The 25,663-nt window shown below is 72.9% G+C and carries 21 protein-coding genes; 15 read left to right on the top strand and 6 right to left on the bottom strand.

Going from position 1 to position 25,663, the window contains the following annotated elements:
- Positions 1-80: 80 nt before the first annotated feature.
- Positions 81-755 carry an SGNH/GDSL hydrolase family protein gene (locus OIE12_RS14640; RefSeq protein WP_329135458.1) on the bottom strand — a complete coding sequence of 225 codons (675 nt, stop codon included), beginning with the start codon at positions 753-755 and terminating at the stop codon, positions 81-83.
- Between the two features lie 212 nt (positions 756-967).
- Here OIE12_RS14640 and OIE12_RS14635 point away from each other — a divergent pair, with 212 nt between their 5' ends.
- Both OIE12_RS14635 and OIE12_RS14630 read left to right on the top strand, forming a co-directional pair.
- Positions 968-1,966: a WD40 repeat domain-containing protein gene (locus OIE12_RS14635; protein ID WP_329135456.1), complete on the top strand. Its 999-nt coding sequence runs from the start codon at positions 968-970 to the stop codon at positions 1,964-1,966.
- 135 nt (positions 1,967-2,101) lie between these two features.
- Entirely contained in the window at positions 2,102-3,649 is a 1,548-nt protein-coding gene (locus OIE12_RS14630) for a cellulase family glycosylhydrolase (RefSeq protein ID WP_329135454.1), read from the top strand.
- A 665-nt stretch (positions 3,650-4,314) separates the two neighbouring features.
- On the opposite strand, the gene OIE12_RS14625 is transcribed toward OIE12_RS14630, so the two are convergent.
- Complete coding sequence (locus tag OIE12_RS14625) at positions 4,315-4,740, bottom strand: SRPBCC family protein (RefSeq protein ID WP_329135452.1); 426 nt, start codon at positions 4,738-4,740, stop codon at positions 4,315-4,317.
- Between the two features lie 456 nt (positions 4,741-5,196).
- On the bottom strand, positions 5,197-5,619 hold the full coding sequence (locus tag OIE12_RS14620; RefSeq protein ID WP_329135450.1) for an ATP-binding protein: 423 nt from the start codon (positions 5,617-5,619) through the stop codon (positions 5,197-5,199).
- Between the two features lie 138 nt (positions 5,620-5,757).
- Between OIE12_RS14620 and OIE12_RS14615 the strand changes: the two genes are divergently transcribed.
- Genes OIE12_RS14615 through OIE12_RS14605 form a run of 3 tightly spaced genes read left to right on the top strand, consistent with a single transcriptional unit; the run spans position 5,758 to position 7,638 of the window.
- Positions 5,758-6,621: a helix-turn-helix domain-containing protein gene (locus OIE12_RS14615; protein ID WP_329135448.1), complete on the top strand. Its 864-nt coding sequence runs from the start codon at positions 5,758-5,760 to the stop codon at positions 6,619-6,621.
- 2 nt (positions 6,622-6,623) lie between these two features.
- Positions 6,624-6,800 (top strand): DUF397 domain-containing protein, encoded by a 177-nt coding sequence (locus tag OIE12_RS14610; protein ID WP_329135446.1) that lies wholly within the window; start codon positions 6,624-6,626, stop codon positions 6,798-6,800.
- 28 nt (positions 6,801-6,828) lie between these two features.
- A complete protein-coding gene (locus OIE12_RS14605; RefSeq protein ID WP_329135445.1) occupies positions 6,829-7,638 on the top strand; it encodes an inositol monophosphatase family protein in 810 nt (269 codons plus the stop codon).
- 11 nt (positions 7,639-7,649) lie between these two features.
- On the opposite strand, the gene OIE12_RS14600 is transcribed toward OIE12_RS14605, so the two are convergent.
- A complete protein-coding gene (locus OIE12_RS14600; protein WP_329135443.1) occupies positions 7,650-8,714 on the bottom strand; it encodes an aldo/keto reductase in 1,065 nt (354 codons plus the stop codon).
- Between the two features lie 176 nt (positions 8,715-8,890).
- Between OIE12_RS14600 and OIE12_RS14595 the strand changes: the two genes are divergently transcribed.
- Entirely contained in the window at positions 8,891-9,733 is an 843-nt protein-coding gene (locus OIE12_RS14595; protein ID WP_329135441.1) for a helix-turn-helix transcriptional regulator, read from the top strand.
- Between the two features lie 23 nt (positions 9,734-9,756).
- Here OIE12_RS14595 and OIE12_RS14590 read toward each other — a convergent pair whose 3' ends face one another.
- Complete coding sequence (locus OIE12_RS14590) at positions 9,757-10,908, bottom strand: alpha/beta hydrolase family protein (protein WP_329135439.1); 1,152 nt, start codon at positions 10,906-10,908, stop codon at positions 9,757-9,759.
- A gap of 224 nt (positions 10,909-11,132) precedes the next feature.
- A complete protein-coding gene (serC, locus tag OIE12_RS14585) occupies positions 11,133-12,251 on the bottom strand; it encodes a phosphoserine transaminase (RefSeq protein ID WP_329135437.1) in 1,119 nt (372 codons plus the stop codon).
- A gap of 233 nt (positions 12,252-12,484) precedes the next feature.
- On the opposite strand from serC, the gene OIE12_RS14580 reads away from it, so the two are divergent.
- The 9 genes from OIE12_RS14580 to OIE12_RS14540 all read left to right on the top strand — a co-directional run bounded on the left by OIE12_RS14580 (position 12,485) and on the right by OIE12_RS14540 (position 25,654).
- Positions 12,485-15,532 (top strand): FAD-binding and (Fe-S)-binding domain-containing protein, encoded by a 3,048-nt coding sequence (locus tag OIE12_RS14580; RefSeq protein WP_443053824.1) that lies wholly within the window; start codon positions 12,485-12,487, stop codon positions 15,530-15,532.
- 137 nt (positions 15,533-15,669) lie between these two features.
- Entirely contained in the window at positions 15,670-16,668 is a 999-nt protein-coding gene (locus tag OIE12_RS14575) for an EamA family transporter (RefSeq protein ID WP_329135435.1), read from the top strand.
- 116 nt (positions 16,669-16,784) lie between these two features.
- Positions 16,785-17,219 (top strand): hypothetical protein, encoded by a 435-nt coding sequence (locus OIE12_RS14570; protein WP_329135433.1) that lies wholly within the window; start codon positions 16,785-16,787, stop codon positions 17,217-17,219.
- A 107-nt stretch (positions 17,220-17,326) separates the two neighbouring features.
- Positions 17,327-18,037: a TetR/AcrR family transcriptional regulator gene (locus OIE12_RS14565; protein ID WP_329135431.1), complete on the top strand. Its 711-nt coding sequence runs from the start codon at positions 17,327-17,329 to the stop codon at positions 18,035-18,037.
- 223 nt (positions 18,038-18,260) lie between these two features.
- Positions 18,261-19,073 carry a TIGR03084 family metal-binding protein gene (locus tag OIE12_RS14560; protein ID WP_329135429.1) on the top strand — a complete coding sequence of 271 codons (813 nt, stop codon included), beginning with the start codon at positions 18,261-18,263 and terminating at the stop codon, positions 19,071-19,073.
- Positions 19,070-20,929 (top strand): acyclic terpene utilization AtuA family protein, encoded by a 1,860-nt coding sequence (locus OIE12_RS14555; RefSeq protein WP_329135428.1) that lies wholly within the window; start codon positions 19,070-19,072, stop codon positions 20,927-20,929. Before OIE12_RS14560 ends, OIE12_RS14555 begins: the two co-directional genes overlap by 4 nt.
- Entirely contained in the window at positions 20,926-22,524 is a 1,599-nt protein-coding gene (locus tag OIE12_RS14550; protein ID WP_329135426.1) for an acyl-CoA carboxylase subunit beta, read from the top strand. The genes OIE12_RS14555 and OIE12_RS14550 overlap by 4 nt, the downstream gene beginning before the upstream one ends.
- 19 nt (positions 22,525-22,543) lie before the next feature.
- Entirely contained in the window at positions 22,544-24,412 is a 1,869-nt protein-coding gene (locus tag OIE12_RS14545; RefSeq protein ID WP_329135424.1) for an acetyl/propionyl/methylcrotonyl-CoA carboxylase subunit alpha, read from the top strand.
- A 69-nt stretch (positions 24,413-24,481) separates the two neighbouring features.
- Positions 24,482-25,654 (top strand): acyl-CoA dehydrogenase family protein, encoded by a 1,173-nt coding sequence (locus OIE12_RS14540; protein ID WP_329135422.1) that lies wholly within the window; start codon positions 24,482-24,484, stop codon positions 25,652-25,654.
- Positions 25,655-25,663: the final 9 nt, after the last annotated feature.

Raw genomic sequence — 25,663 nt, 5'->3', positions numbered from 1 at the left:
ACAACGATACGCACGGCACCGGGGCAACGAGGGGCGTGCATATGCCCCCCGAACGTGCGAACCGAGCGGACCGCGTCCGCTCACCCCTCGTACTCCCCACCCCACCCCCACCCCTGATGCATCGCCCCCGCGAAGGCCGCCGCCAGTTTGTGCTCGCCGGATGCGTTGGGGTGCGTGCCGTCGTAGGTGTCGAGGTCGATGTCGTAGGACTCGGGAACGGAGGCGAGGAGGAGGGGGGAGGCGGGCTCGTCGAGGTCGGCGACCGCCTTCGCGAGCAGTTCGTTGAAGCGGGTGACCTCCGCCGCGAAGAACGCGTCGTTCGTGGCGCGGACGTTGGGTATCACCGGCAGCAGCACCATCCGCACCCGGGGCCGGGCCTCCCGCGCCCCGGCCACGAACCGCCGCATGTTCTCCGCCGTCTGCTCGGCGTTGGTGTAGAAGCCCAGGTCGATCAGGCCGAGGGAGACGAGCAGCACGTCCGCGCGGCTCTCGCGCACCGCGTCCCCGATCAGCGGGGCCAGGTGCTGCCAGCCCTCGCCCCAGCCGGCCAGATGGGCGCGGGGGAAGTCTGGGTCGGCGTACTCGTAGGACACGGGGGCGTCCAGCGCCTTGTCGTACAGCGTCTCGCGCGGTCCGACCAGCGCGAACGGACGGCCGTAGGTGTCGCGCAGGTGCTGCCACAGCCGGTAGCGCCAGGTGTGTTCGCCCGCGCTGCCGATGGTCATGGAGTCGCCTACGGGCATGAACCTGAGCATCCGCTCATGATGGCGGACGGGGACCGCCGCGCGGAACGGCGGGCGCCCCGGCGGGATGTGAGACCGGCCACCAAGGCCTGCCGGGTGCGACCCGCCCCCGTCCCGCCCGGCCGCCGACGGACCGCCCACCCGCGACCTGCCCCCGTACCGCCCGGCCGCCGGTGGGCCGCCCACCCGCCGCAACCGCCGGAGGAGATGGCAGGCTTGGCCGCATGCGCCGACCGTTCGCCCTCCTCGCCGGGGCCCTGCTCGTGGGTGCCCTCGCCGCGCCCGTCGCCTCCGCGGCACCGTCCTCGGACGGTGACGCGGGCTTCACGATCAAGGACCCGCGCATCACCGAGTCCAGCGGTCTCGCCGCCTCCCACCGGCACAAGGGCGTCTACTGGACGCACAACGACAGCGACGACGGCCCGTACCTCTACGCCGTCGACAGCGCGACCGGCAGGACCCTCGCCCGGATCACCCTCAGCGGCATCGGCACCCCGCGCGACGTCGAGGCCATCTCGATCGGCCCCGACGACCAGATCTACGTCGGCGACATCGGCGACAACCTCGGCGGCAGCTGGCCGTACGTCTGGATCTACAAGCTGCCCGAGCCGAAGAAGCTCGTGGACCAGACCGTGCGGGCCACGCAGTACGTCGTGAAGTACTCCGACGGGGCGCGGGACGCGGAGTCGATGGTGGTGGACCCCAAGTCCGGGCGCGTCTACATCGTCGACAAGAACGAGGACGGCGGCCATCTGTACGAGGGCCCGGAGCGGCTGTCGACCTCCGGCAGCAACGTCTTCAAGCCGGTGGCGACCGTCGACCTGTGGGCCACCGACGCGGCCCTCTCCCCGGACGGCGAGCAGCTCGCCGTACGCGGCTACTTCGGCGGCGTCCTCTACGACTGGGAGGGGGGCGGGAGGATCAAGCGCGCCGGCCGGCTCAACGTGCCGCTCCAGGGCCAGGGCGAGTCGGTCACGTACAGCGCCGACGGGACGAAGCTGATGTACGGCTCGGAGGGCAAGGACAGCCCGGTCAAGGCGGAGGACGCGCCGGGGCAGGGGTCCTCGTCCTCGTCGTCGGGATCGTCCGGCGGCGGGAGCGGGAAGGCGTCGGGGGACGACGACGGGCCGGTGAGCGGCGGGAACCTGAAGGTCGGCGCGGGCGCGGTGCTCGTCCTGGCGGCCGGCTTCCTCGGGCTGCGGAGGCTGCGCCGGCGGCGGTGACGCAGGGGGGACGGGAGGGGCGGGGCGTCACGTGTCTTGACGGCGTGGCGCGTTGCTGGCTTCTATGAGAGACGCAGGGTCGTGGGAGCGCTCCCACCCGTTCCGGGCCCGTGCCTCCCGAGAGGACGCAGCGAGATGTTCCGCAGCTTGCGAAGAGCGCTGTGCACCGCCGCGACGGTGCTCCTGTTACCCCTGGGCCTCGGCGTGACGGCGACGGCCGGCACGGCGCACGCCGCCGAGAGTTCCCCCACCGCCGAAGCCGCCGCGGGCGAGGGCTACTGGCACACCAGCGGGCGCCGGATCCTGGACGCGGCGGGGCAGCCCGTCCGTATCGCCGGCATCAACTGGTTCGGCTTCGAGACCACCAACCTCGTCGTCCACGGTCTGTGGTCACGCGACTACAAGAGCATGATCGACCAGATGAAGTCGCTGGACTACAACACCATCCGCATCCCCTACAGCGACGACATCTTCAAGAGCGGCGCGACGCCGCTGAGCATCGACTTCTCCGAGGGCAAGAACACCGACCTCCAGGGCCTGAACTCCCTCCAGGTGCTGGACAGGATCGTGGCGTACGCCGGACAGGACGGCCTGAAGGTCATCCTCGACCGGCACCGTCCGGACTCGGCGGGCCAGTCGGCGCTCTGGTACACCTCGTCGGTCCCCGAGTCGACGTGGATCGCCAATCTGAAGGCGATGGCCGCGCGGTACGAGGGCCAGGACACCGTCATCGGCATCGACCTGCACAACGAGCCGCACGACCCGGCCTGTTGGGGCTGCGGCGACCAGGCCACGGACTGGCGGCTCGCCGCCGAACGGGCCGGCGACGCGGTGCTGTCCGTCAACCCGGACCTGCTGATCTTCGTCGAGGGCGTGCAGACGGTGAACGGCGTCTCCGGCTGGTGGGGCGGCAACCTGATGGGCGTCGCCCAGTACCCCGTACGGCTCGACGTGGCCAACCGGGTCGTGTACTCGGCCCACGACTACGCCACGAGCGTGGCCCAGCAGAGCTGGTTCAGCGACCCGTCGTTCCCGGACAACATGCCCGGCATCTGGGACAAGTACTGGGGCTACGTCTTCAAGCAGAACATCGCCCCGGTGTGGGTGGGCGAGTTCGGCACGACGCTGCAGTCGACGACGGACCAGAAGTGGCTGGCGGCCCTGGTGGACTACCTGCGCCCGACGTCGACGTACGGCGGCGACAGCTTCCACTGGACGTTCTGGTCGTGGAACCCCAACTCCGGTGACACGGGCGGGATCCTGAAGGACGACTGGACGACCGTCGACACGGTGAAGGACGGCTACCTGGCGAGCGTGAAGGCGCCGGACTTCCCGTCCACGGGCGGGGGCGACGACGGGGGCGGCGGCGACCCCGGTCCCGGCGCGGCCTGCGCCGCGACGTACGCCGTCACCAACGACTGGGGCGGCGGCTTCAACGCCGAGGTGACGGTGAAGAACACCGGCACGACGGCGCTGAAGTCGTGGCAGGTCACGTGGACATGGCCCGGCTCGCAGAAGATCACAAACATGTGGAACGCGTCGTACACGCAGTCCGGCACGACGGTGACGGCGACGAACGCGGCCCACAACGGCACGGTGGCCGCGGGCGCCTCGACGAGCTTCGGCTTCGGCGGAGCACCGGGCGGCGGGGCGGCGCCGAGCGTGAGCTGTTCGGGGTCGTAGGCGGTGGGGGCGCCCGGAGCGTTCGGGCGCCCCGTTCTCCGGACACCGGGGTCTTCGGAACCGGTGGGCCACGAGTGCCCGAACGGGCAACCAGTCTGCCCGAGGGCAGCCCCGCTGCCCCCTCCCCGGGTCCACATACTTCAACTATCAAATTATTACTGGACCACTTCTCAACTGCTCCTCGCCTCGGCCCGCCGGCCGTTGGCTCGCTGACCACAGAAAGGGGCGAGCCGCTGCGGTTCACGTCGCTCACGAGCACGTACGGCACGCTCACCGTCCACTGCACGGCCGTCTCGGCGCAGAGCCCGGGGCCGTTCGTCTTCTGACGCGTCACCCCGTGTGATCGCCGGCTGCGGCGGTTGTGCGGGACGGGGACGGGGACGGGGACGGGGGCGGGGACGGCCCACGGTCCCCGTCCCGTCCGGCCGCCGCACCGTCCGGGCACGGGAGACCCGGGCCCGTGCGGTTGGGGGAGCAGGTCACGAGGGCGAGGGAGAGGTACGAGGGCCGCTCCAGATAGAACCCGTACGACAGGTCCCCTGCCGCATGTCGCATCTCTCCCCTTCGCATCTTTATCGTCTGCGGAAAACGTTGGGCCGGCTCGGTCTGACGCCAGCCCGTTACGGCAGGTGTGCGCGTTCCGTGAATCACCGGAAACGCGGAGGTCACGAAGCCGCTGTCGTTTCGGCCAGCTTCTGGAACTGGCCGAGGTCGTAGTTGGCGAGTGTCGAGTCCAGGTTGGTGAGTGCGCCAAGGTGTTCGACGAAGCCCTTGGGGTCGTATTCGATCTGCAGAGTCACCCGGCATGTCGTGTCGCTCAGACGATGGAAGGTGACCACCCCCGCGTGATCGACTCCCTCGACGGTGTGCCAGGCTATGCGGTCTTCCGGTACTACCTCGGTGAGCTCGGCCACGAAGTACTTGTCAGCTCCCGGCAGTTGAAGCTGCCAGGTGAAGCGGCGATCGTCCAGCCTTTCCACCTGGCGTACGTGGCTCAAGAAGGACGGCCATTGAGTTACATCGCTCCAAAGCGCCCATGCGACTTCGACGGGAGCTTGGATATCGACGGTTTCTACAAGAGATGCAGACATGCGGTACCCCTCATCTCAGCGGATCTCGGTCTCCGCGGTGGCTGCTGCGTGAAACGGATACCCGCGTCAGGAGGAAGCACGTCCCCCAGTGCTGATCGTCGGACAGAGTCCAAACGGAACCGGTCACCGGACTGGGTGTAGCCGGCGAGTTGGGCGACAGGGGGCGGCCGAGGTCGCCGAGGCGTCAACGCTTGAGGACGTAAGGCCGGGCCACGTCCTCGATGTCGTCCGTGTGGCAGGGGGAGCGGCTTGGCGGCGTCCGGGGTGCGCCAGCAGGGCTCGTCGCAGGGGAAGGACAGGTGGCCACCGGCCGCACGGGATCGTCTGGACCAGCGGTGCCGGCGGGCGTCGTACGGGCTCGGGAGCCGCCAGACGTACGGGTCCGGCCGGCGGACCTCGCGGGCCAGGTCGAGGTCGGTCAACGGTGGGGCGTGGCCGAGCAGGCGGGCGGCGGCGTCACGGAGTTGCCGGAACACGGGTCCCCTCCGGTGCGGTCACCGTGAGGCGGGCCCAGACGCACTTCGCGTACGGCTCCGGCCGGCACCCCCAGGTGTCGGCCAGCGCCGCGACGAGGGCGAGGCCACGTCCGCCCTCCTCGTCCGGGGCGGAGTCGCGCGGCTCGGGGAGGCGGTCCCGGTCGGGGTCCCGTACCTCCAGGATCAGTTCGGGTTCGCCCAGGGTGAGGGTGACGGCGATCTGGGCGCTGGAGACGCGGCAGTGGGCCACCGCGTTGGTGACGAGTTCGTTCGCCAACAGGGTGATGGTGTCGGCGAGTTCGTCCGTCACTCCCCAGTCCGCGAGCACCTTCCGCACGCGCTGCCGGGCGACCGGGACGTGCCTTTTGTGCTTGGGGATGCGGAATGTTTCGGTTGCGGGCATGGAGGCGAAGTTAGGGCCGAATTCGGCGTGTCGACAACTCACTCAACTGAATACATGCACTCGTCCACTCGATCGGGTGACAGGCCGTCAGATCGGGCCGTCCGTGTGGCATGGTGGCGCCCGAAGAGGGGAGAACTCATGCCCGCAGGTGGACGACCGACCGTACGCAGCAGACGACTTGGGACGGCGCTCAGGCAGTACCGCCAGGCGGCCGGACTCGACCAGCCGCAGGCCGCGGAGATCATCGCGGCGAGTCAGGCGAGGGTCAGCCGCGTCGAGAGCGGGCACGTCACCGCGCGCGTCATCGAGGTACGGCTGCTGTTGGACGCGTACGGCGTGAAGGACCCGGACGTACGCGCCAAGCTGGAGGAACTGGCCAAGCACTCCAAGAACCGCGGCTGGTGGCTGGAGCACGCGGCCCACCTGCGCCCGGACTACGTCGATCACATCGCCCTGGAGGACGACGCGACGTACATCCGCGAGTGGCAGCCGGTGTTGGTCCCCGGGCTTCTGCAGACCCCGGCCTACGCGGAGGCGGTGATCGCGGCCGGTCCTGATTACGTCGCTCCCGAGGTGGTCGAGCAACTGGTGAGGGTCCGTGAGGGGCGACAGACGAAGATCGACGGAGGTGGCGCCTCGTTCTCCGTCGTCCTGTGGGAGGCGGTCGTCGCACACCCGCTGGTGACGGCCAAGATCCACCGGGAGCAGCTCACCGCGATCCTCGAAAAGGCCAAGAGGAAGAACGTCACCGTGCAGGTGCTGCCCTTCAGCGCAGGTGCCCTGGCCGCCACGACCTCCGCGTTCTCCTCCTTCAGCTTCGATGCCGAGCCCGTGGTCGAAGCCGTGTCCTTGGAGAACCTGCGGGGCACTTCGGTCCTGGAGTCTCCGGAGGACCTGACCGCTTACGCCAACATGTTCGACCAACTACGATCGGAGGCATTGGCGCCGGAGGCGAGCGCGAGTCTCATCCGGGGCGTACTGCGGAGCATGAAGGAAGGTTGATCGTGACCGAGGTTGTGGGCCCCTTCCAGAAGTCGTCGTACTCCGGGCAGCAGGGAAACTGCGTGGAAGTGGCCGGCACAACCACCGGTGGTCGCGCCGTTCGCGACAGCAAGCGCGAGGACGGCCCCCTGCTCGCCGTCTCGCGTGAGAGCTGGCGGGCGTTTCTGGGGCAGTTCTGAGCGGCTTCGGCTCGGTACGCTGCGCGGCATGATCGACTCATCCGCGGAGGCCGATGACGCCGCCGTCGCCATAGCCGCGGCACGCGCCGGGGCCCACGTCGTGCGGCGTATGTACGGGCGGCGGCTCGACCGGATCGACAAGGGTGCCGGGGACTTCGCCACCGCCGCCGACGTGGCGGCGGAGGAGGCGATCCTCGGTGTGCTGCGGGCCGCGCGGCCCGAGGACGCGGTGCTCGGCGAGGAGGGCGGGCGGCGGGGCGCCGCCGGTGCCGTGCGGCAGTGGCTCGTGGACCCGCTGTGCGGCACGCTGAACTACGCCGTCGGCAACATGCTCGTCGCCGTCAACGTCGCCCTGCGCGACGGAGCCGCCGCGGTGGCCGATCCGTTCAGCGGTGAGGTCTTCTTCACCGACGGCACCACCGCCCGGGTGCGGCGCGACGGGGGCGACGAGGCGGCCCTGACACCGACGCCGTCCACCGCCCTCGTGGACGTCAACCTCGACCCGCCCTTTCCCGGCGCGCCGGGTTTCCGGGCCGTGGACCTGCTTGCCCACCCCGACTTCGGCGCCCGTTTCCGGCCGCGCGTCGTCTCCACGACGCTCGCCCTCGCCTGGGTCGCCGCCGGTAAACGCGCCGCGTACGTCACCGACGGCGGCGACCTCACCGGCAGCGTCCACTTCGCCGCCGGCATCGCACTGTGCCGGGCCGCCGGCTGCGTCGTCACCGGTATCGACGGCACCCCGGTCGGCGAGGCCGGCGGCCGCGGGCTCCTGGTCGCCGCCGACGAGGAGACCCATGGGGCGCTGCTGGCGATGGCGGCCGTACCGACCCCCGGATGACACCGGCCCCCTCAGCCGCGTGTCTCGAACTTCAGGTCGCCCCGCATCACGTTGCGGATGTGGTCGCTCGCCAGGAGCGAGTGCGGGATGCCCAGGTCGATCGCGCTCGCCTCGTTCAGGCGGGTGAGCTGGGCGTCGGTGAGGTCGACGTCCAGTGCGCCCAGGTTGTCCTCCAGTTGCGCGGGGGTACGCGCGCCGAGGAGCGGGGCCGTGATGCCCGGGGTGCGCAGGGTCCAGGCCAGGGCGACCTGGGCGGGGCTGTGGCCCAGTTCCGTCGCGACCTCCTGCACGACGTCCGCGATCGCGAGGTTGCGCTCGGTGACCGTGCCGAGCGCGACGTTGAAGCTCTTGCGGGTGCCGTCGGCCGGGTCGATGTTCGCCGGGGTCAGGTCGTCGCGCGTGTACTTGCCGGTGAGCACCCCGCCGGCCAGCGGCGAGTACGGGAGCACGCCGAGCCCCATCTCCCGGGCCATGGGGATGAGTTCGCGCTCCCCGGTGCGCTCGATCAGGCTGTACTCCAGTTGCAGCGCGACCAGCGGTGACCAGCCCCGCAGGTCGGCCATCGTCTGCATGCGCGCGATCTGCCAGGCCGGGGAGTTGGAGATCGCCACGTAGAGGACCTTGCCCTGCCGGACCAGGTCGTCCATGCCGCGCAGGATCTCCTCCACCGGGGTGGTGAAGTCCCAGACGTGCAGGTAGAGGACGTCGAGGTAGTCCGTGCCCAGCCGCCGCAGGCTGCCCTCCACCGAGGAGAACAGGTTCTTGCGGTGGCTGCCCGAGGAGTTCGGGTCGCCGGGCCGGCTCAGCGTGGTGTACTTCGTCGCCAGCACCAGGCTGTCGCGGTTCTGCCGCGTGAACTCGGCCAGCAGACGCTCCGAACTGCCCGCGGAGTAGGTGTCGGCGGTGTCGATGAAGTTGCCGCCGCGCTCGACGTAGAGGTCGAACACCTTGCGCGACTCCGCCCGCTCCGAGCCCCAGCCGCTCTCGGTGCCGAAGGTCGCCGCGCCCAGCGCCAGCGGGGAGACCCGCAGGCCGGAGCGGCCCAGCAGCCGGTAGGTGTCGAGGGTGAGTGACATAGGGGGCTCCTCATGTGCTTGCGATCCGTTGCCGTCCGCAAGCCTGTGACGGCCGTGAGCAGGGGGTAAGGGAAGGACGTTCCTGGGAGGACCGGTCCCACCCTGTAACACCGCCCCACCCCGGAACACCGCCCCCGCCCCGGAACACCGCCCCCGCCCCGGCTGTTGCAGCACACATGACCACGACCACCCTCACCGCCGTGGACACGACACAGGAGCTGGCGGCGTTCCTGCGGACCCGGCGCGAGAGCCTGGACCCCGAGGACTTCGGCCTGCCCGCGCGCCGGCGGTCCCGGCGTACCCCGGGGCTGCGCCGGGAGGAGGTCGCCGAGCTGGCCGGGGTCAGCATCGACTACGTCGTACGGCTGGAGCAGGCCCGCGGCCTGCGCCCCTCGGCGGACGTCGTGGAGGCACTGGCCGGCGCCCTGCGGCTGTCCCCGCACGAACGCGCCTACCTCTTCGACCTCGCCCAGCAACGCCCCCGCACCACCGACAAGCCCGCCACCACGGCCGCGCCCCAGCTCGCCCGCCTCGTCGAGGACCTCTCGCCGCTGCCGGCCATGCTGCTCAACCACCGCTACGACATCCTGGCCTGGAACGACCACATGGCCAGGCTCCTCCTGGACTTTGGCACCCTGCCGCCCGCGCAGCGCAACTCCATGTGGCTGTGCCTGCTGCATCCGTACATGCGCGAGTTCTACGTCGACCGCGAGCGCGTCGTACGGGAGGGCGTCGCCCATCTGCGCGCCGCGTGGGCCGCGCATCCCGACGACCGGGCGCTGAACGAGCACATCGCGGAGTTCAGCGCGCGCGTCGAGGAGTTCCCGCGCCTGTGGGCCGAGCGGAGCGTGCGGGCGGGCGGCCGCGGCAGCAAGGCGATACGGCATCCCGACGCCGGTGAGATCGACGTCCGCTTCGAGGTGCTCACGCCGCTCCAGGACCCGGACCAGCGGGTGATGATCTGCCGCGGGGCGGACGACGAGAGCCGGGCGGCGCTCGACCGGCTGTGGGCGCGGTAGCCCCCGGCTCAACCGGCCACCGCTCAGCGCGCGTGCGCGTGCGCGTGCGCGGGCGTCGGGCGCACCACCCGGGTCGTCGACGTCACGCCCGGCAGCGGGCGCTCGCCCGTCAGTACCGCCGTGCCCGAGTCGTCGCCCTTGAGGTGCTTGCCGAAGAACGCGGTGGCGTAGGCGGTCAGCGCGTTCTGCTGGGGCGCGGGGGCGAGTTCCTGCGCGGGGCAGGTGCTGTCGTCCTCGCCCAGCGGGGCGGGCGGCGTCCACCGCGTGTTGAAGTAGTTGTGGTTGCCGTGCAGCACCGAGACCGAGTAGGCGGGCTCCCGGGTGCGCCCCACGACGTCGTCCAGGTACTCCTGGCCATGTTCGTGCACGGCGCCGTCGCAGCTGGTGGTCATCACGGCGACGGGTGTGCGGGTGACGAGGGTGTCGCTGTTGTCGCCCTCCGGGTCGTCGAACTTGACGGGGGCCAGGGCGAGCACGGCGCCCACGCGGACCCCGTCGGGCATCTCGTCCCGGTGCTTGTCCGAGGCCTGCCACATCACGCCCTTGCCGCCGCGGGAGTGCCCGACGGTTCCGACGCGCTGCATGTCGACGTGGCCGCGCAGCGCGGGCAGGCGTCCGGCGAGGGCGCCGTCGCCGTCGGCGAGCCGCTTCCACAGGCGCAGGTGTTCGTTGACGAGCCGGGCGCGGTCCCCGTAGTCGAAGGAGGTCATGTTGATGCCGTCCACGCTGATCGAGACGACCACGAAGCCGCGCGCGGCCAGGGCCTCGCCGAGGTAGTCGTAGCCCCGGTAGCCGGGGTGGGGCCGGCCCCGGTCGCAGGGCCAGGCGGTGGCGTCCTCGTCGGTGCACGCGTACCAGGAGCCGTGGGAGACCACGACCAGCGGGAGCCGGCCGTGCACGTGCCTCGGGCGGTGCACGACCGCGCGGACCTCGCTGACCGTGCCGGAGGTGGGGTCGGTGAAGGCCGTGTCGCCGAGGTCATAGGTCTCGGTGACGGTCGCCGACGCCTTTGCCGTACTGACCGGGGCCGGGCCGGTTGTCGCGGTCGCGGCGGCCGCGCCGTCCGTGCCGGTGAGACCGGCGGTCAGGAGCAGCGCGGCGGTCAGTGCCCCGGCGGTCAGCGGTCCGGCGGTGCGGCGTCGGGCGCCGGTGTGCGTGCGTGTCCGTCGTGTCATCCCTGTGTCTCCAGTTCTCCGGTGTTTTCCGGTGTTCTCCGGTGCGGTGGGGCGGACGGATGTGTTCCGCCGCCCCTTGGAGACGACACGGCCCACCGATCGGTTGGAACCGATGCATCGGGCACGGGAGGCAGGGGGTGGGACGAAACGGCGAAGGGCGCCCGGTGGTGCACCGGGCGCCCTTCGCCGTCGTACGGAAGCCGCGTGCGGCCTCGCGTGGGTGGCTACAGCTTCTCGATCACGTAATCGACGCACTTCGTGAGCGCCTCGACGTCCGCCGGGTCGATCGCCGGGAACATCGCGACGCGGAGCTGGTTGCGGCCGAGCTTGCGGTACGGCTCGGTGTCGACGATGCCGTTGGCGCGCAGGGCCTTGGCGACGGCCGCCGCGTCGATGTCGTCGTCGAAGTCGATCGTGCCGATGACCTGCGACCGCTTGGCCGGGTCGGTGACGAACGGGCTGGCGTACTTGGCGTCCTCGGCCCAGGTGTAGAGGCGGGTCGAGGAGTCCTTCGTACGGGCCGTGGCCCAGTCCAGGCCGCCCTGGCCGTTGATCCACTCCAGCTGCTGGTTGAGCAGGAAGAGCGTGGCCAGCGCCGGGGTGTTGTACGTCTGGTTCTTGAGCGAGTTGTCGATCGCCGTGGGGAGCGAGAAGAACTCCGGGACGTGGCGGCCGGAGGCGTGGACGCGCGCGGCGCGCTCCAGCGCGGCCGGGGAGAAGACGCCGATCCAGAGGCCGCCGTCGGAGGCGAAGGACTTCTGCGGGGCGAAGTAGTAGACGTCGGTCTCGGAGACGTCGACCGGGAGGCCGCCGGCGCCGCTCGTCGCGTCCACCAGGACCAGCGCGCCCTCGTCCGCGCCCGCGACCCGCTTGATCGGCATGGCGACACCGGTCGAGGTCTCGTTGTGCGTGAACGCGTACACGTCCACGCCCTCCTCCGCCTTCGGCTCCGGGTGCGTGCCCGGGTCGGAGGCGATCACGGTGGGCTCGGCCAGCCAGGGGGCGAGCTTGGCGGCCTTGGCGAACTTCGAGCTGAACTCGCCGAAGTTGAGGTGCTGCGACTTGTTCTCGATCAGGCCGTGGGTCGCGATGTCCCAGAACGCCGTCGAGCCGCCGTTGCCGAGGATCACCTCGTAGCCGTCGGGGAGCGAGAACAGCTCGCGGACGCCCTCGCGGACCTGGCCGACCAGGTTCTTGACCGGGGCCTGGCGGTGGGAGGTGCCGAGCAGGGAGCTGCCGGTGGCGGCGAGGGCGTCGAGCGCCTCGACCCGCACCTTGGAGGGGCCGGCGCCGAAGCGTCCGTCGGTGGGCTTGATGTCTGCGGGAATCTCGATATCGGCCACGGGGGGAGAGTAGCCCGTCGGGGAAACGGGGGCGAAACGTGTTCCGTCGGGTGAGACGGGCGCCATCGGGGGTTCATACGGGTGTGCGGGGCGGGGCGCCTGGGTGTTCGAAAGCGGGGGCGCGTAGGGGTTCGGGAGGGGCGCTGGGGCGCGCTCACGCGGGCGTTCGTCCGGGAGCACGTCGCACGGTACTGAACCGGTGACTGTCAGTGGTCGGTGGCATGGTGGAGGGCATGACGGATCGCGGGGAGTTCGGGGTCGGTGCGGGGACGGCTGTGCCGTCTCCCGGTGTCGAGCGGGTCGTGCGGGACGCGTTGCGGAAGGCCGTGCGCGGCGAGGTCGCCTTCGGGGCGACCGCACGCGCGCTGCACACCATGGACGCGTCCAACTACCGCCGCCTCCCGCTCGGCGTCGTCGCCCCGCGGGACGCGGACGACGTGGCGGCGGCGCTGGCGGTGTGCCGGGAGCTGGGGGTGCCGGTGGTGCCGCGCGGGGGCGGTACGTCGATCGCGGGGCAGGCCACCGGGACCGGCGTCGTGCTGGACTTCACGCGGCACATGAACCGCCTCCTCGACCTGGATCCGGGCAGCCGTACGGCCGTCGTGCAGCCGGGGCTGGTGCTCGACCGGCTCCAGGAGGCCGCCGCCCCGCACGGGCTGCGCTTCGGCCCGGACCCCTCCACGCACGGCCGCTGCACCCTCGGCGGCATGATCGGCAACAACTCCTGCGGCTCCCACTCGGTCGCCTGGGGCACCACCGCCGACAACGTCAGCGAACTGTCCGTCCTCACCGTGCGTGGCGAACGGCTGCGGGCCGGGCGGGACTGGCGGGGTGCGCCGGACGGCCTGCGGGCGCTGGTGGAGGGCGAGTTGGCGCGGCTGCGCACCGGCGTCCCGGAGCTGCCGCGCCGCATCTCCGGGTACGCGCTCGACGCGCTGCTGCCCGAGCGGGGCGCCGACGTGGCCCGATCGCTGTGTGGCTCGGAGGGCACGCTCGGGGTGCTCACCGAGGCGGTCGTACGGCTCGTCGAGGCGCCGCGCGCACGGGCGCTGGCCGTGCTCGGGTACGCCGACGAGAGCGCGGCGGCCGACGCGGCGGCCGGTCTGCTGCCGTACGGGCCGCTCACGGTGGAGGGCATGGCCGCCGACCTGGTGCCCGACACCGCCGCCCTGCCCCGGGGCGGGGCCTGGCTGTTCGTGGAGGCCGGCGGCGACAGCGCGGGCGAGGCACGCGCGCGTGCGGAGGCGCTCGTGCGCGCCGCCGACGTCACGGAGGCCGTCGTCGTCACCGACCCGGCCGGGCAGCGCGCGCTGTGGCGGATCCGCGAGGACGCCGCCGGTACGGCGACGCGCATGCCCGACGGCACAGAGGCCTGGCCCGGCTGGGAGGACTGCGCGGTGCCGCCCGCACGGCTGGGGGCGTACCTCAAGGACTTCCGGCGCCTGCTCACCGCCCACGGCCTGCGCGGCACGCCGTACGGGCACTTCGGCGACGGCTGCATCCATGTCCGCATCGACTTCGACCTGCTCACGGAGGGCGGGATCGCGCGGTTCCGGCGCTTCTCCGAGGAGCTGGCCGAGCTCGTCGTGGCGCACGGCGGCTCGCTGTCGGGGGAGCACGGCGACGGGCAGGCGCGCGCGGAGCTGCTGCCCGCGATGTACGGGCCCGAGCTGGTGGAGCTGTTCGCCCGTGCCAAGGCCGTCTGGGACCCGGACGACCTGCTCAACCCCGGCATCCTGGTCCGCCCCCACCGGCTCGACGAGAACCTGCGGTTCGCGCCGCTGCCCCGCCGTCCGGTGGACGTCGCCTTCGGCTACCCGGCCGACGGCGGGGACTTCACCGCGGCGGTGCGCCGGTGCGTCGGCGTCGCCAAGTGCCGAACCACGCAGGCGGGTTCGGGGGTCATGTGTCCCTCGTTCCGGGCCACCGGGGAGGAGGAGCACTCCACGCGCGGCCGGGCCCGGCTGCTGCACGAGATGCTGGCGGGCGAGGTCGTCACCGACGGCTGGCGCTCCACGGAGGTCCGGGACGCGCTCGACCTGTGCCTGTCCTGCAAGGGCTGCCGCAGCGACTGCCCGGTCGGCGTCGACATGGCCACGTACAAGGCGGAGTTCCTCCACCACCACTACGCCGGGCGCCGCCGCCCGGCCGCGCACTACGCGCTGGGGTGGCTGCCGCGCTGGCTCGCGCTCGTCGCCCGTACGCGCACGGCGGGGCTGGTCAACGCCGCCGCCGGGATACGCCCGCTGGCTGCCGTCGCCAAGCGGCTCGGGGGGATCGCGGGGGAGCGGGACGTGCCGCGGCTGGCGGGGGAGACGTTCGGCCGGTGGGTACGGAGGCGTGGGCCGGTCAGGGGTGGTGGGGGTGGTGCGGGGGGTGCGGGTGATTCCGGCGGCGCCCCCGGTGCCGGCGGCGCTCCCGGTGCCCCCGGTGCCCCCGGTGCGCTCGTCGTGCTGTGGCCCGACACCTTCACCGAGCACTTCTCGCCGTCGGTCGGCCGGGCGGCCGTACGGGTGCTGGAGGCGGCGGGGCTGACGGTCGTACCGCCGCCGCGGGCGCGGTGGGGGGCGGCGGTCGGCGACGGCGGTTCGCGCACCCCGTGGGCACTGGCCGCCGGGGCGCGGCGGGGCCGGGTCTGCTGCGGGCTGACGTACGTCTCCACCGGCCAGCTCGACCGGGCCCGTACGGTGCTGCGCCGCACGCTCGACCTCATGGAACCGGTACTGACCGGCGGCGCCCCCGTCGTCGTCCTGGAGCCGAGCTGCGCCGCCGCGCTCCGCGCCGACCTGCCGGAACTGCTGTCCGACGATCCGCGCGCGGCCCGGCTGGTCTCCCGCGTCGTCACGTTCGCCGAGGCGCTCGAGCGGTACGCCCCGGACTGGCGGCCGCCGGTGGTCGACCGTCCGGTGGCCGGCCAGACCCACTGCCACCAGCACGCGGTCCTCGGCGACGCGGCCGAGCGCCGGCTGCGCGCGGCGGCCGGACTCACCGGCGAGCTGAGCGGCGGCTGCTGCGGCCTCGCGGGGAACTTCGGCTTCGAACGCGGGCACTACGACGTGTCGGTGGCCTGTGCGGAGGAACAACTCCTGCCGTCCGTACGGGCCGCCGGCCCGGAGACGGTACTGCTCGCGGACGGCTTCTCCTGCCGTACGCAGCTCGGCCACCTCGCGGGCCGGGAGAGCAGACACCTGGCGGAGGTGCTGGCGGAGCACCTGGCGGAACACCGGGAGGACCGAGGGCCTGGACGGACTGCGCCGTCGTGCCCGGAGCGGCCACGCTGAGCAGGCACTCCGTGACAGCCCCATCACCACTACACACACCTGACCCGGTCCACTACCCTGGACCCGTCAGTACATCGCGATGGACGCCTCCCCGCCCGGACCCGTCCGTCGCGCTACTCCCAGCCCCTGGACCGCCCGTGACCACCCCCAGCGCCGCCTCCACGCCCTCACCGGCCCCGCGCACGTCCGCCGACCCGGCCGCCGGGCCGTCGTCCGGAGCCACCGGCGACTCCCCGCGCCGCTGGGGGTCCCTCGGCCCCGTCGGCCTGGTTCTCGCCGGCGGGGTGTCCGTGCAGTTCGGGGCCGCCCTGGCGGTGAACCTGATGCCGCGCGCCGGCGCGCTGGGCGTGGTCACGCTGCGGCTGGCGATGGCGGCGGTGCTGATGGTCGTCGTCTGCCGGCCGAAGCTGCGCGGTCACTCGCGCGCCGACTGGGGCACGGTCGTGGCGTTCGGCGTCGCGATGGGCGCGATGAACGGCCTCTTCTACCAGGCCGTCTCCCGCATCCCGCTCGGCCCCGCCGTCACCCTGGAGGTGCTCGGCCCGCTGGCCCTGTCGGTCCTGGCCTCGCGCCGGGCGGTCAACGTCGTCTGGGCCGCGCTGGCCCTCGCGGGCGTCTTCCTGCTCGGCGGGGGCGGCTTCGACGGCCTCGACCCCGCCGGTGTCGGCTTCGCGCTCGGCGCCGGCGCGATGTGGGCGGCGTACATCGTCTTCAGCGCGCGGACGGGCCGCCGCTTCCCGCAGGCCGACGGGCTGGCCCTCGCACTGGTCGTCGCGGCGGCGCTGATCACGCCGCTGGGCATCGCCGAGTCGGGCTCGAAGCTGCTGGTGCCGACGACGCTGGGGCTGGGCGCGGCGGTGGCGTGCCTGTCCTCCGTCCTGCCGTACACCCTGGAACTGCTCGCGCTGCGCCGGCTGCCCGCGTCGACGTTCGCGATCCTGATGAGCCTGGAACCGGCCCTCGCCGCGCTCGCCGGGTTCCTGATCCTGCACCAGTCCCTGTCGCTGCCGGAGGTGCTGGCGATCGCCCTGGTCATCGCGGCGAGCATGGGCGCGGTACGCACACAGGTGGGCCGCGGCGGCCGGCGCGCCCGGCGCGAGGGCCGGGTGACACCGGAGTCCGGGGTGAACGCCTGAGCGGAAACCGGGCGATCGCCGGCCGCGAGGACGTTACCGTGGAACGGTCCGTGGACGTGTTGCCACCGTGCGTGAGCGAGCGGGCGCGGTTGACCGACGGGGTGAGGGGAGCGGTGATGGATCCGATCTCAGCAGCTGCGCTGGCGGCTCTGGCCGGGGGTGTCGGCGGCGAGGCCGGCCGGCATGCGTGGCAGGCGTTGAGCGCGCTGATCCGCCGCCCGTTCCGGCAGGGTGAGGCCGACGGAGCGCCCGGGGTGAGTTCCGGCGAGGCCGAACTCACGGCGCTGACGCAGGATCCCGGCGAGACGGAGCGGGCTCAGCGGTTGAGTACGGCCCTGGCCGTGCGCGCCGCGCTGGACGCGGAGTTCCGCCTCGCCCTGGAGAGCTGGTGGCGGCGGGCGGAGCCGGTGTCCGCGAGTCAGGGCGCGGTGACGAACCGGATCAGCGGGGGCACGCAGCACGGCCCCGTCGTCCAGGGCCGTGACTTCTCCGGTCTCACCATCACCGCGCACGCGACGCCTTCGGCCACGGGTGACACGCAGGAGGACTGAACCGGCGGCTCTTCCGATGCCGTAGGCTGCGTGAAGCGGAAACCCTTTCCGTTACTGGTCGCGAGGGAGCCGTCGCCGATGAAGCGGGCGCGGACGGAGGTGACGTGATGAGCCGGGGCAGGACCGCACGGGCGGGAGAGCCGGCACGGGCGGAAAACCAGGAGCCCGGCACGACGGCGGAGGAACCCCCCGGCGTCGCACCGGACGCCACCGACCCGGCCCCCCGGCAGCGCCGCCGCCGTGCCGACGCGCGGCGCAACGTCGACGCGCTGGTCGAGGCCGCGCGCACCGTCTTCGCCACCTCCGGGGTCGATGCCCCAGCGAAGGAGATCACCGACCTGGCCGGGGTCGGCGTCGGCACGCTGTACCGGCACTTCCCGCAACGCGCCGACCTGGTCAAGGCGGTCGTGGAGAGCGGCATCGACGCCGTCGCGGACGCGGGTCCCGAGCTGGGCGCCGCGTACCCCCCGGCGGAGGCGCTCGCCCGCTGGACCCACCGGTTCACCGCGCTGCTCGCGACCAAACGGGGCCTCGCCTCGGCACTGCACTCGGGCGACCCGGCCTTCGCCGGTCTGCCCGACTACTTCCTGCAACGCCTGGGCCCCGCCCTCGCCACCCTGCTCGCCGCGGCGGTCGCCGACGGCACGGTCCGCGACGACATCGACGCCGAGGACCTGCTCCACGCCCTTGCCCAGCTCTCCCAACCGGTCCCGGGCCGAAGCCCCGAACAGACCCGGCGCATCGTCGACGTCTTCGTCGACGGGCTGTACCGGGGCAGCGCCGCAGGTCCCGCCCCCGACGGCCGGCCGTCGGCCTGAGTCACCGGCCTGAGTCCCCGGCCTGAGTCACGCCTGAGTCCCCGGCCGGCGCCGGTGCCCGCCATCGCCGTCCCGTCCGTCGCAAATGATGCAAGCACGCTTGCTTGTTTCCGACGCCGCTGCCATGCTCCCTCGCACACCGCCGGGCCCCGACGGCCGCTGGTGTCGTACCGCCGTGCCGTGACCGTGCCATGTCCGTGCCGTGCCGGAAGGGGAGTGCCCCGTGTCCGATCCGACGCCCGTGTTCGACGATCTGCACGACGAGGGTGAGGAGCTCGACCGGCTCGTCGCGGGGCTGCCGGGGGAGCGGTGGGGCGGGGCCACCCCCGCGCCGGGCTGGAGCATCGCCCACCAGATCGCGCACCTCGCCTGGACCGACCGCTCCGCGCTCGTCGCCGTCACCGATCCGGACGGCTTCGGCGCGCTCGTCGAACAGGCGCTCGCCGCGCCCGACGCCTTCGTGGACCGGGGCGCGGAGGAGGGCGCCGCGCGCCCGCCGGACGCGCTGCTCGCCCACTGGCGCGAGGGGCGCGCGGCTCTGCAGAAGGCGCTGCGCGCCGCGCCCCCCGGCACGCGCTTCCCCTGGTACGGACCGCCCATGTCGGCCGCCTCCATGGCGACCGGGCGGCTGATGGAGACCTGGGCCCACGGCCAGGACGTCGCCGACGCGCTCGGCGTCACCCGCACCCCCACCGACCGGCTGCGCCACGTCGTGCGCATCGGCGTACGGGCTCGCGACTACTCCTTCATGGCGCACCGACTCACGCCTCCGGCCGCGGAGTTCCGCGTCGAGGTCGTCGCGCCGGACGGGGCGGTGTGGGCCTACGGTCCCGAGGACGCCGCCCAGCGGGTCACCGGGGCGGCGCTCGACTTCTGCCTCCTGGTCACCCGGCGCGCCCACCGCGCCGACCTCGCCGTACGGGCGGAGGGCGCCGACGCCGACCGGTGGCTGGACATCGCCCAGGCGTTCGCGGGACCGCCGGGCGCCGGGCGTGCGCCCGGGGGCGCGGGGTCCGCGGAAGGGGCCCGTCCATGACGGAGTCCCCCTCCACCGCGCCCGCCCCCCTCCGCATAGGCAACGCCTCCGGCTTCTACGGCGACCGCTTCGACGCCCTGCGCGAGATGCTCACCGGCGGCCCCCTCGACGTCCTCACCGGCGACTATCTCGCCGAGCTGACCATGCTCATCCTCGGCCGCGACCGGCTGAAGGACCCCGCCGCCGGATACGCCCGCACCTTCCTGCGCCAGCTGGAGGAGTGCCTCGGCCTCGCGCACGAACGGGGCGTGAAGATCGTCAGCAATGCCGGGGGCCTCAACCCGGCCGGGCTCGCCGACGCCGTGCGCGCGCTGGCCGGGCGGCTCGGCATCCCCGTCCGCGTCGCGCACGTCGAGGGCGACGACCTGACCGCCGCGCACCCCGGGATCCTGGCCGCGCACGCCTACCTCGGCGGCCACGGCATCGCCGCCTGTCTGCGCGAGGGCGCCGACGTCGTCGTCACCGGGCGGGTCACCGACGCCGCGCTCGTCACCGGGCCCGCCGTCGCGCACTTCGGCTGGGCGCCGGACGCGTACGACGCCCTCGCGGGCGCGGTCGTCGCCGGGCACGTACTGGAGTGCGGCACGCAGGCCACCGGCGGCAACTACGCCTTCTTCACCGAGCATCCGCGCGCCCGGCTGCGCCACCCCGGCTTCCCGCTCGCCGAACTGCACGCCGACGGCAGCGCCGTCATCACCAAGCACGACGGCACCGGCGGCGTCGTCGACCTCGGCACCGTCACCGCGCAGCTCCTCTACGAGACGGCCGGCGCCCGGTATCCCGGCCCGGACGTCACCGCCCGCCTCGACACCGTGCGCCTCACCCAGGAGGGCCCCGACCGGGTCCGGATCAAGGGCGTGCGCGGAGAGGCGCCGCCGCCCACCCTCAAGGTCGGCCTCAACCGCCTCGGCGGCTTCCGCAACGAAGTCGTCTTCGTCCTCACGGGGCTGGCGGTGGAGGCCAAGGCCGCCCTGGTCAGGGAGCAGCTGGAGGACGCCTTCGCCGCCGCCCAGTCCCGGCCCCGGCACGTGCGGTGGGATCTCGTCCGCACCGACCGGCCCGACGCCCGCACCGAGGAGACGGCGAGCGCGCTGCTGCGGCTCGTCGTCCGCGACCGGGACGCCGACGCGGTCGGCAGGGCGTTCAGCGGCGCCGCCGTCGAACTCGCGCTCGCCAGCTACCCCGGCTTCCACGTCCTCGCCCCGCCCGCCAAGGGCACGCCCTACGGCGTCTTCGAGGCCGCCTCCGCCGATCAGGGCGCCGTACCGCACCTCGCCGTCCTGCCCGACGGCCGGCGTATCGCCGTCGGTCCGCCCGCCGACAGCCGCGTACCCGACGCCGTACCCGAACCGCCGCTGCCCGCGCCCCTGCCGCCGGGACCGACCCGGCGGGCGCCGCTCGGTCTCGTCGCCGGAGCCCGCAGCGGCGACAAGGGCGGCGACGCCAACATCGGCGTCTGGGTGCGGACGGAGGCCGCGTGGCGCTGGCTCGCCCACGAACTGACCACCGACCGGCTGCGGCACCTCCTTCCCGAGACCGGAGCCGGGACCGAGACCGGAGCCCGGACGGAGGCCGGTACCGGGGCCTCCGGCCTCACCGTGACCCGCCACGTCCTGCCGAACCTGCGCGCCCTCAACTTCGTCATCGGCGGCATCCTCGGCGAGGGCGTCGCCGCGCAGGCCCGCTTCGACCCCCAGGCCAAGGCACTCGGCGAATGGCTGCGCTCCCGCCACGTGGACATCCCGGAGGCCCTGCTGGACGCCCCCGGCACCCCGCCGGACGCCCCGGGCCTCCCGCCGACGGCCACCCCGGAATCCCTGCCCGCGGCGACCGACCCTCCGGAGGACCCCCGATGACCGTCCTGACCTCCGCCCTCGACACCTCCGCCCCCGCATACGCCGAGAACCGCGCCGCCATGCTGGAGAAGCTCGCCGCGCTCGACGCCGAGCACGCCAAGGCGCTCGCCGGGGGCGGCGAGAAGTACGTCGAACGCCACCGGGGGCGCGGCAAACTGCTCGCCCGCGAGCGCGTCGAACTCCTCCTCGACCCCGACACCCCGTTCCTCGAACTGTCCCCGCTCGCCGCCTGGGGCAGCGACCACGCCGTGGGCGCCTCGCTCGTCACCGGCATCGGCGTCGTCGAGGGCGTCGAGTGCGTGATCACCGCCAACGACCCGACCGTGCGCGGCGGCGCCAGCAACCCCTGGACCCTGCGCAAGGCCCTGCGCGCCAACGAGATCGCCCTCGCCAACCGGCTGCCCTGCATCAACCTCGTCGAGTCCGGCGGCGCGGATCTGCCCTCCCAGAAGGAGATCTTCATCCCCGGCGGCGCCCTCTTCCGCGATCTGACCCGGCTGTCCGCCGCCTGCATCCCCACGATCGCCGTCGTCTTCGGCAACTCCACCGCGGGCGGCGCCTATGTGCCCGGCATGTCCGATCACGTGATCATGGTCAAGGACCGCGCCAAGGTGTTCCTCGGCGGCCCGCCGCTGGTGAAGATGGCCACCGGCGAGGAGAGCGACGACGAATCCCTCGGCGGCGCCGACATGCACGCCCGCGTCTCCGGACTCGCCGACCACTTCGCCGTCGACGAACCCGACGCGCTGCGCCACGCCCGCCGCGTCGTCGCCCGCCTCAACCACCGCAAGGCCCATCCCGATCCCCCGTTCGCAGAGCCACCCGCATACGACACCGGCGAACTTCTCGGCATCGTTCCCGGCGATCTGAAGATCCCCTTCGACCCGCGCGAGGTCGTCGCCCGCCTCGTCGACGGCTCCGACTTCGACGAGTTCAAGCCGCTCTACGGGCCCAGCCTGGTCACCGGCTGGGCCGCCCTGCACGGCCATCCCGTCGGCATCCTCGCCAATGCCCAGGGGGTGCTGTTCAGCGCCGAGTCGCAGAAGGCCGCGCAGTTCATCCAGCTCGCCAACCAGCGCGACATCCCGCTGGTGTTCCTGCACAACACCACCGGTTACATGGTCGGCAGGGAGTACGAACAGGGCGGCATCATCAAGCACGGCGCCATGATGATCAACGCGGTCGCCAACTCCCGCGTCCCGCACCTCTCCGTCCTCATGGGCGCCTCCTACGGCGCCGGCCACTACGGCATGTGCGGCCGCGCCTACGACCCCCGGTTCCTGTTCGCCTGGCCCAGCGCCAAGTCCGCCGTCATGGGCCCGCAGCAGCTCGCCGGCGTCCTCTCCCTCGTCGCCCGCCAGTCCGCCGCCGCCAAGGGCCGCCCCTACGACGACGAGGCCGACGCCGCGCTGCGCGCCATGGTGGAACAGCAGATCGAGTCCGAGTCGCTGCCGATGTTCCTGTCCGGACGCCTGTACGACGACGGCGTCATCGACCCGCGCGACACCCGCACCGTCCTCGGCATCTGCCTGTCCGCGATCCACACCGCCGACTACGAGGGCGCCCGGGGCGGCTTCGGCGTCTTCCGCATGTGAGAGGCGAAAGAAACCAGTGATGATCACCTCGCTGCTCGTCGCCAACCGGGGCGAGATCGCCTGCCGGATTTTCCGCACCTGCCGCGACCTCGGCATCCGCACCGTCGCCGTGCACTCCGACGCCGACGAGAACGCCCTGCACGCGCGCGTGGCCGACGCGGGCGTACGGCTGCCGGGCGCGGCGCCCGCCGACACGTATCTGCGCGGCGACCTGATCGTCGGGGCCGCCCTCGCCGCCGGCGCCGACGCCGTCCACCCCGGCTACGGCTTCCTCTCCGAGAACGCGGGCTTCGCGCGCGCGGTGCGCGACGCGGGGCTGACCTGGATCGGGCCGTCCCCGGAGGCGATCGAGGCGATGGCCTCCAAGACGCGCGCGAAACAACTGATGGGCATCAAGCCGCTCGACGTCGACGAGATCACCGAGGCCGACCTCCCGGTCCTGGTCAAGGCCGCCGCGGGCGGCGGCGGGCGCGGCATGCGCATCGTCCGCGAACTCGGCGCGCTCGGCGCCGAGACGACCGCCGCGCGCGCGGAGGCGCTGAACGCCTTCGGGGACGACGAGGTGTTCGTCGAGCCCTATGTGGAGGGCGGCCGGCATGTGGAGGTGCAGATCCTCGCCGACGCCCACGGCACGGTCTGGCCGCTCGGCACCCGGGACTGCTCGCTGCAACGCCGTCACCAGAAGGTCGTCGAGGAGGCCCCGGCGCCCGGCCTGTCCGACGAACTCACCGACGAGCTGTACGAGCTGGCCGTACGGGCCGCCCGCGCCGTCGACTACACGGGCGCCGGAACCGTCGAGTTCCTCGTCGCCGACGGGCGGGCGCAGTTCCTGGAGATGAACACCCGGCTCCAGGTCGAACACCCCGTCACCGAAGCGGTGTTCGACCTCGATCTGGTCGCCCTCCAGGTGCGGATCGCCGAGGGGCACGCACTGGAGAAGTCCCCGCCGCCCGCGCGCGGCCACGCCGTCGAGGCCCGCCTCTACGCGGAGGACCCCGCCCGGGACTGGACGCCGGGCACGGGCACGCTGCACCGGCTCGCCGTGCCGGAGGGCGTCCGGCTGGACACCGGGTACGCCGACGGCGACGAGGTCGGCGTGCACTACGACGCCATGCTCGCGAAGGTCGTCGCCCACGGGGCGACCCGGGCGGAGGCGGTGCGCAGGCTCGCGGGGGCGCTGGAGCGGGCGGAGGTGCACGGGCCGGTGACCAACCGCGAGCTCCTCGTGCGGTCGCTGCGGCACGAGGAGTTCGCCGAGGGGCGGATGGACACCGGATTCTACGACCGGAATCTGGCCGCGCTGACGGTGCCGGACGTCGATCCGTGCGTGGCGGTGGCGGCCGCGCTGGCCGACGGGGTCGGGCGGTCGCGGTTCGGCGGGGGCGTCGGGGGGTGGCGCAACGTGCCGTCGCAACCGCAGGTGAAGCGGTTCCGGGTGGCGGGGGAGGAGCGCGAGGTGCGGTACCGGTGGGGGAGGGACGGGGTCGTGGTCGAGGGCGGCGGTGGCGTGCGGGTGGTGCGGGTCGGGGCGGAGGAGGTCGTGCTGGAGGTGGCCGGTGTGCGGCGGGCGTTCGCCGTCGCGCGGTACGGCGACGTCGTGTACGTCGGCAACACGCTGGTCGAACCCCTGTCGCGGTTCCCGGACGCCGCCGTCGAACAGGCTCCCGGGTCGTTGGTGGCGCCCATGCCGGGGACGGTGGTGCGGGTGGCGGACGGTGTGCGGGTGGGGGCGCGGGTGGTGGTGGGGCAGCCGTTGCTGTGGTTGGAGGCGATGAAGATGGAGCATCGCGTTTCCGCGCCGGTGGCCGGCACGGTGACGGTGCTGCACACCGTGCCGGGTGAACAGGTGGGGGTGGGTTCCCTGTTGGCGGTGGTGCGGGAGGAGTGAGGGCGCGACCAGCCACACACACCCCGCAGCCTCCGACGGACAACCACACCCCTCCCCCTTAGGAGCCCCATGTCCCCCCTCACGGAAACCGACGACCACAAGGCCCTCCGGGCCGCCGTCCGCGCGCTCGGAACCCGGTACGGCCGCCCGTACTTCACCCGCACCGTCACCGCCGGAGGCACCCCCACCGAACTCTGGAAGGAGGCCGCAGACCTCGGATACCTCGGCGTCAACCTGCCGGAGGCATACGGGGGAGGCGGCGCCGGCATCGTCGAGCTCTCCCTCGTGCTCGAGGAACTCGGCACCGCCGGGTGCCCGTTGCTCATGCTGATCGTCTCCCCGGCGATCTGCGGCACCGTGATCGCCCGCTTCGGGACGGACGAGCAGAAACAGGCGTGGCTGCCCGGGCTCGCCGACGGGAGCCGGATCATGGCCTTCGGGATCACCGAACCCGACGCCGGCTCCAACTCGCACCGCATCACCACCACCGCCCGCCGCGACGGCACCGGACCCGGCGCCGACTGGATCCTCAGCGGCCGCAAGGTCTTCGTCTCCGGCGTCGACATCGCCGACGCCACCCTCATAGTCGGCCGCACCCACGACGCCCGCACCGGCCGCCTCAAGCCCTGCCTGTTCATCGTCCCGCGCGACGCCGACGGCTTCACCCGGCGCCGTATCGACATGGAACTCAGCGCCCCGGAGAAGCAGTTCGAGCTCACGCTCGACGACGTCCGGCTGCCCGCCGACGCACTCGTCGGCGACGAGGACGCGGGCCTGCTGCAACTGTTCGCCGGACTCAACCCCGAGCGCATCATGACCGCCGCCTTCGCGATCGGCATGGGCCGTTACGCCCTCGACCGCGCCGTCGCCTACGCACGCGAACGCACCGTCTGGCAGCAGCCCATCGGCGCCCACCAGGCGATCGCGCACCCGCTCGCCCAGGCCCACATCGAACTCGAACTGGCCCGGCTGATGATGCGCGAGGCCGCACAGCTGTACGACGCGGGGGACGACGCCGGCGCCGGGGAGGCCGCCAACATGGCCAAGTACGCCGCCGCCGAGGCCTGTGTGAAGGCCGTCGACCAGGCCGTGCACACCCTCGGCGGCAATGGCCTGACCAGCGAGTTCGGCCTCGCCTCCCTCGTCAACGCGGCCCGGGTCGCCCGGATCGCGCCGGTCAGCCGCGAAATGATCCTCAACTACGTCTCGCACCAGACCCTGGGCCTGCCCAAGTCCTACTGAGGACCGGCA

The organism is Streptomyces sp. NBC_00670, assembly GCF_036226765.1.
Taxonomy (GTDB): Bacteria; Actinomycetota; Actinomycetes; order Streptomycetales; family Streptomycetaceae; genus Streptomyces.
The sequence above is the reverse complement of the archived record's forward strand: the minus strand, read 5'-3'. Positions and strand labels throughout refer to the sequence as shown.

Coding starts and splice junctions, on each gene's coding strand:
- OIE12_RS14640 (WP_329135458.1), bottom strand. CDS start 755: ATGCTCAGGTTCATGCCCGTAGGCGACTCCATGACCATCGGCAGCGCG.
- OIE12_RS14635 (WP_329135456.1), top strand. CDS start 968: ATGCGCCGACCGTTCGCCCTCCTCGCCGGGGCCCTGCTCGTGGGTGCC.
- OIE12_RS14630 (WP_329135454.1), top strand. CDS start 2,102: ATGTTCCGCAGCTTGCGAAGAGCGCTGTGCACCGCCGCGACGGTGCTC.
- OIE12_RS14625 (WP_329135452.1), bottom strand. CDS start 4,740: ATGTCTGCATCTCTTGTAGAAACCGTCGATATCCAAGCTCCCGTCGAA.
- OIE12_RS14620 (WP_329135450.1), bottom strand. CDS start 5,619: ATGCCCGCAACCGAAACATTCCGCATCCCCAAGCACAAAAGGCACGTC.
- OIE12_RS14615 (WP_329135448.1), top strand. CDS start 5,758: ATGCCCGCAGGTGGACGACCGACCGTACGCAGCAGACGACTTGGGACG.
- OIE12_RS14605 (WP_329135445.1), top strand. CDS start 6,829: ATGATCGACTCATCCGCGGAGGCCGATGACGCCGCCGTCGCCATAGCC.
- OIE12_RS14600 (WP_329135443.1), bottom strand. CDS start 8,714: ATGTCACTCACCCTCGACACCTACCGGCTGCTGGGCCGCTCCGGCCTG.
- OIE12_RS14595 (WP_329135441.1), top strand. CDS start 8,891: ATGACCACGACCACCCTCACCGCCGTGGACACGACACAGGAGCTGGCG.
- OIE12_RS14590 (WP_329135439.1), bottom strand. CDS start 10,908: ATGACACGACGGACACGCACGCACACCGGCGCCCGACGCCGCACCGCC.
- OIE12_RS14580 (WP_443053824.1), top strand. CDS start 12,485: ATGACGGATCGCGGGGAGTTCGGGGTCGGTGCGGGGACGGCTGTGCCG.
- OIE12_RS14570 (WP_329135433.1), top strand. CDS start 16,785: ATGGATCCGATCTCAGCAGCTGCGCTGGCGGCTCTGGCCGGGGGTGTC.
- OIE12_RS14565 (WP_329135431.1), top strand. CDS start 17,327: ATGAGCCGGGGCAGGACCGCACGGGCGGGAGAGCCGGCACGGGCGGAA.
- OIE12_RS14555 (WP_329135428.1), top strand. CDS start 19,070: ATGACGGAGTCCCCCTCCACCGCGCCCGCCCCCCTCCGCATAGGCAAC.
- OIE12_RS14550 (WP_329135426.1), top strand. CDS start 20,926: ATGACCGTCCTGACCTCCGCCCTCGACACCTCCGCCCCCGCATACGCC.
- OIE12_RS14545 (WP_329135424.1), top strand. CDS start 22,544: ATGATCACCTCGCTGCTCGTCGCCAACCGGGGCGAGATCGCCTGCCGG.
- OIE12_RS14540 (WP_329135422.1), top strand. CDS start 24,482: ATGTCCCCCCTCACGGAAACCGACGACCACAAGGCCCTCCGGGCCGCC.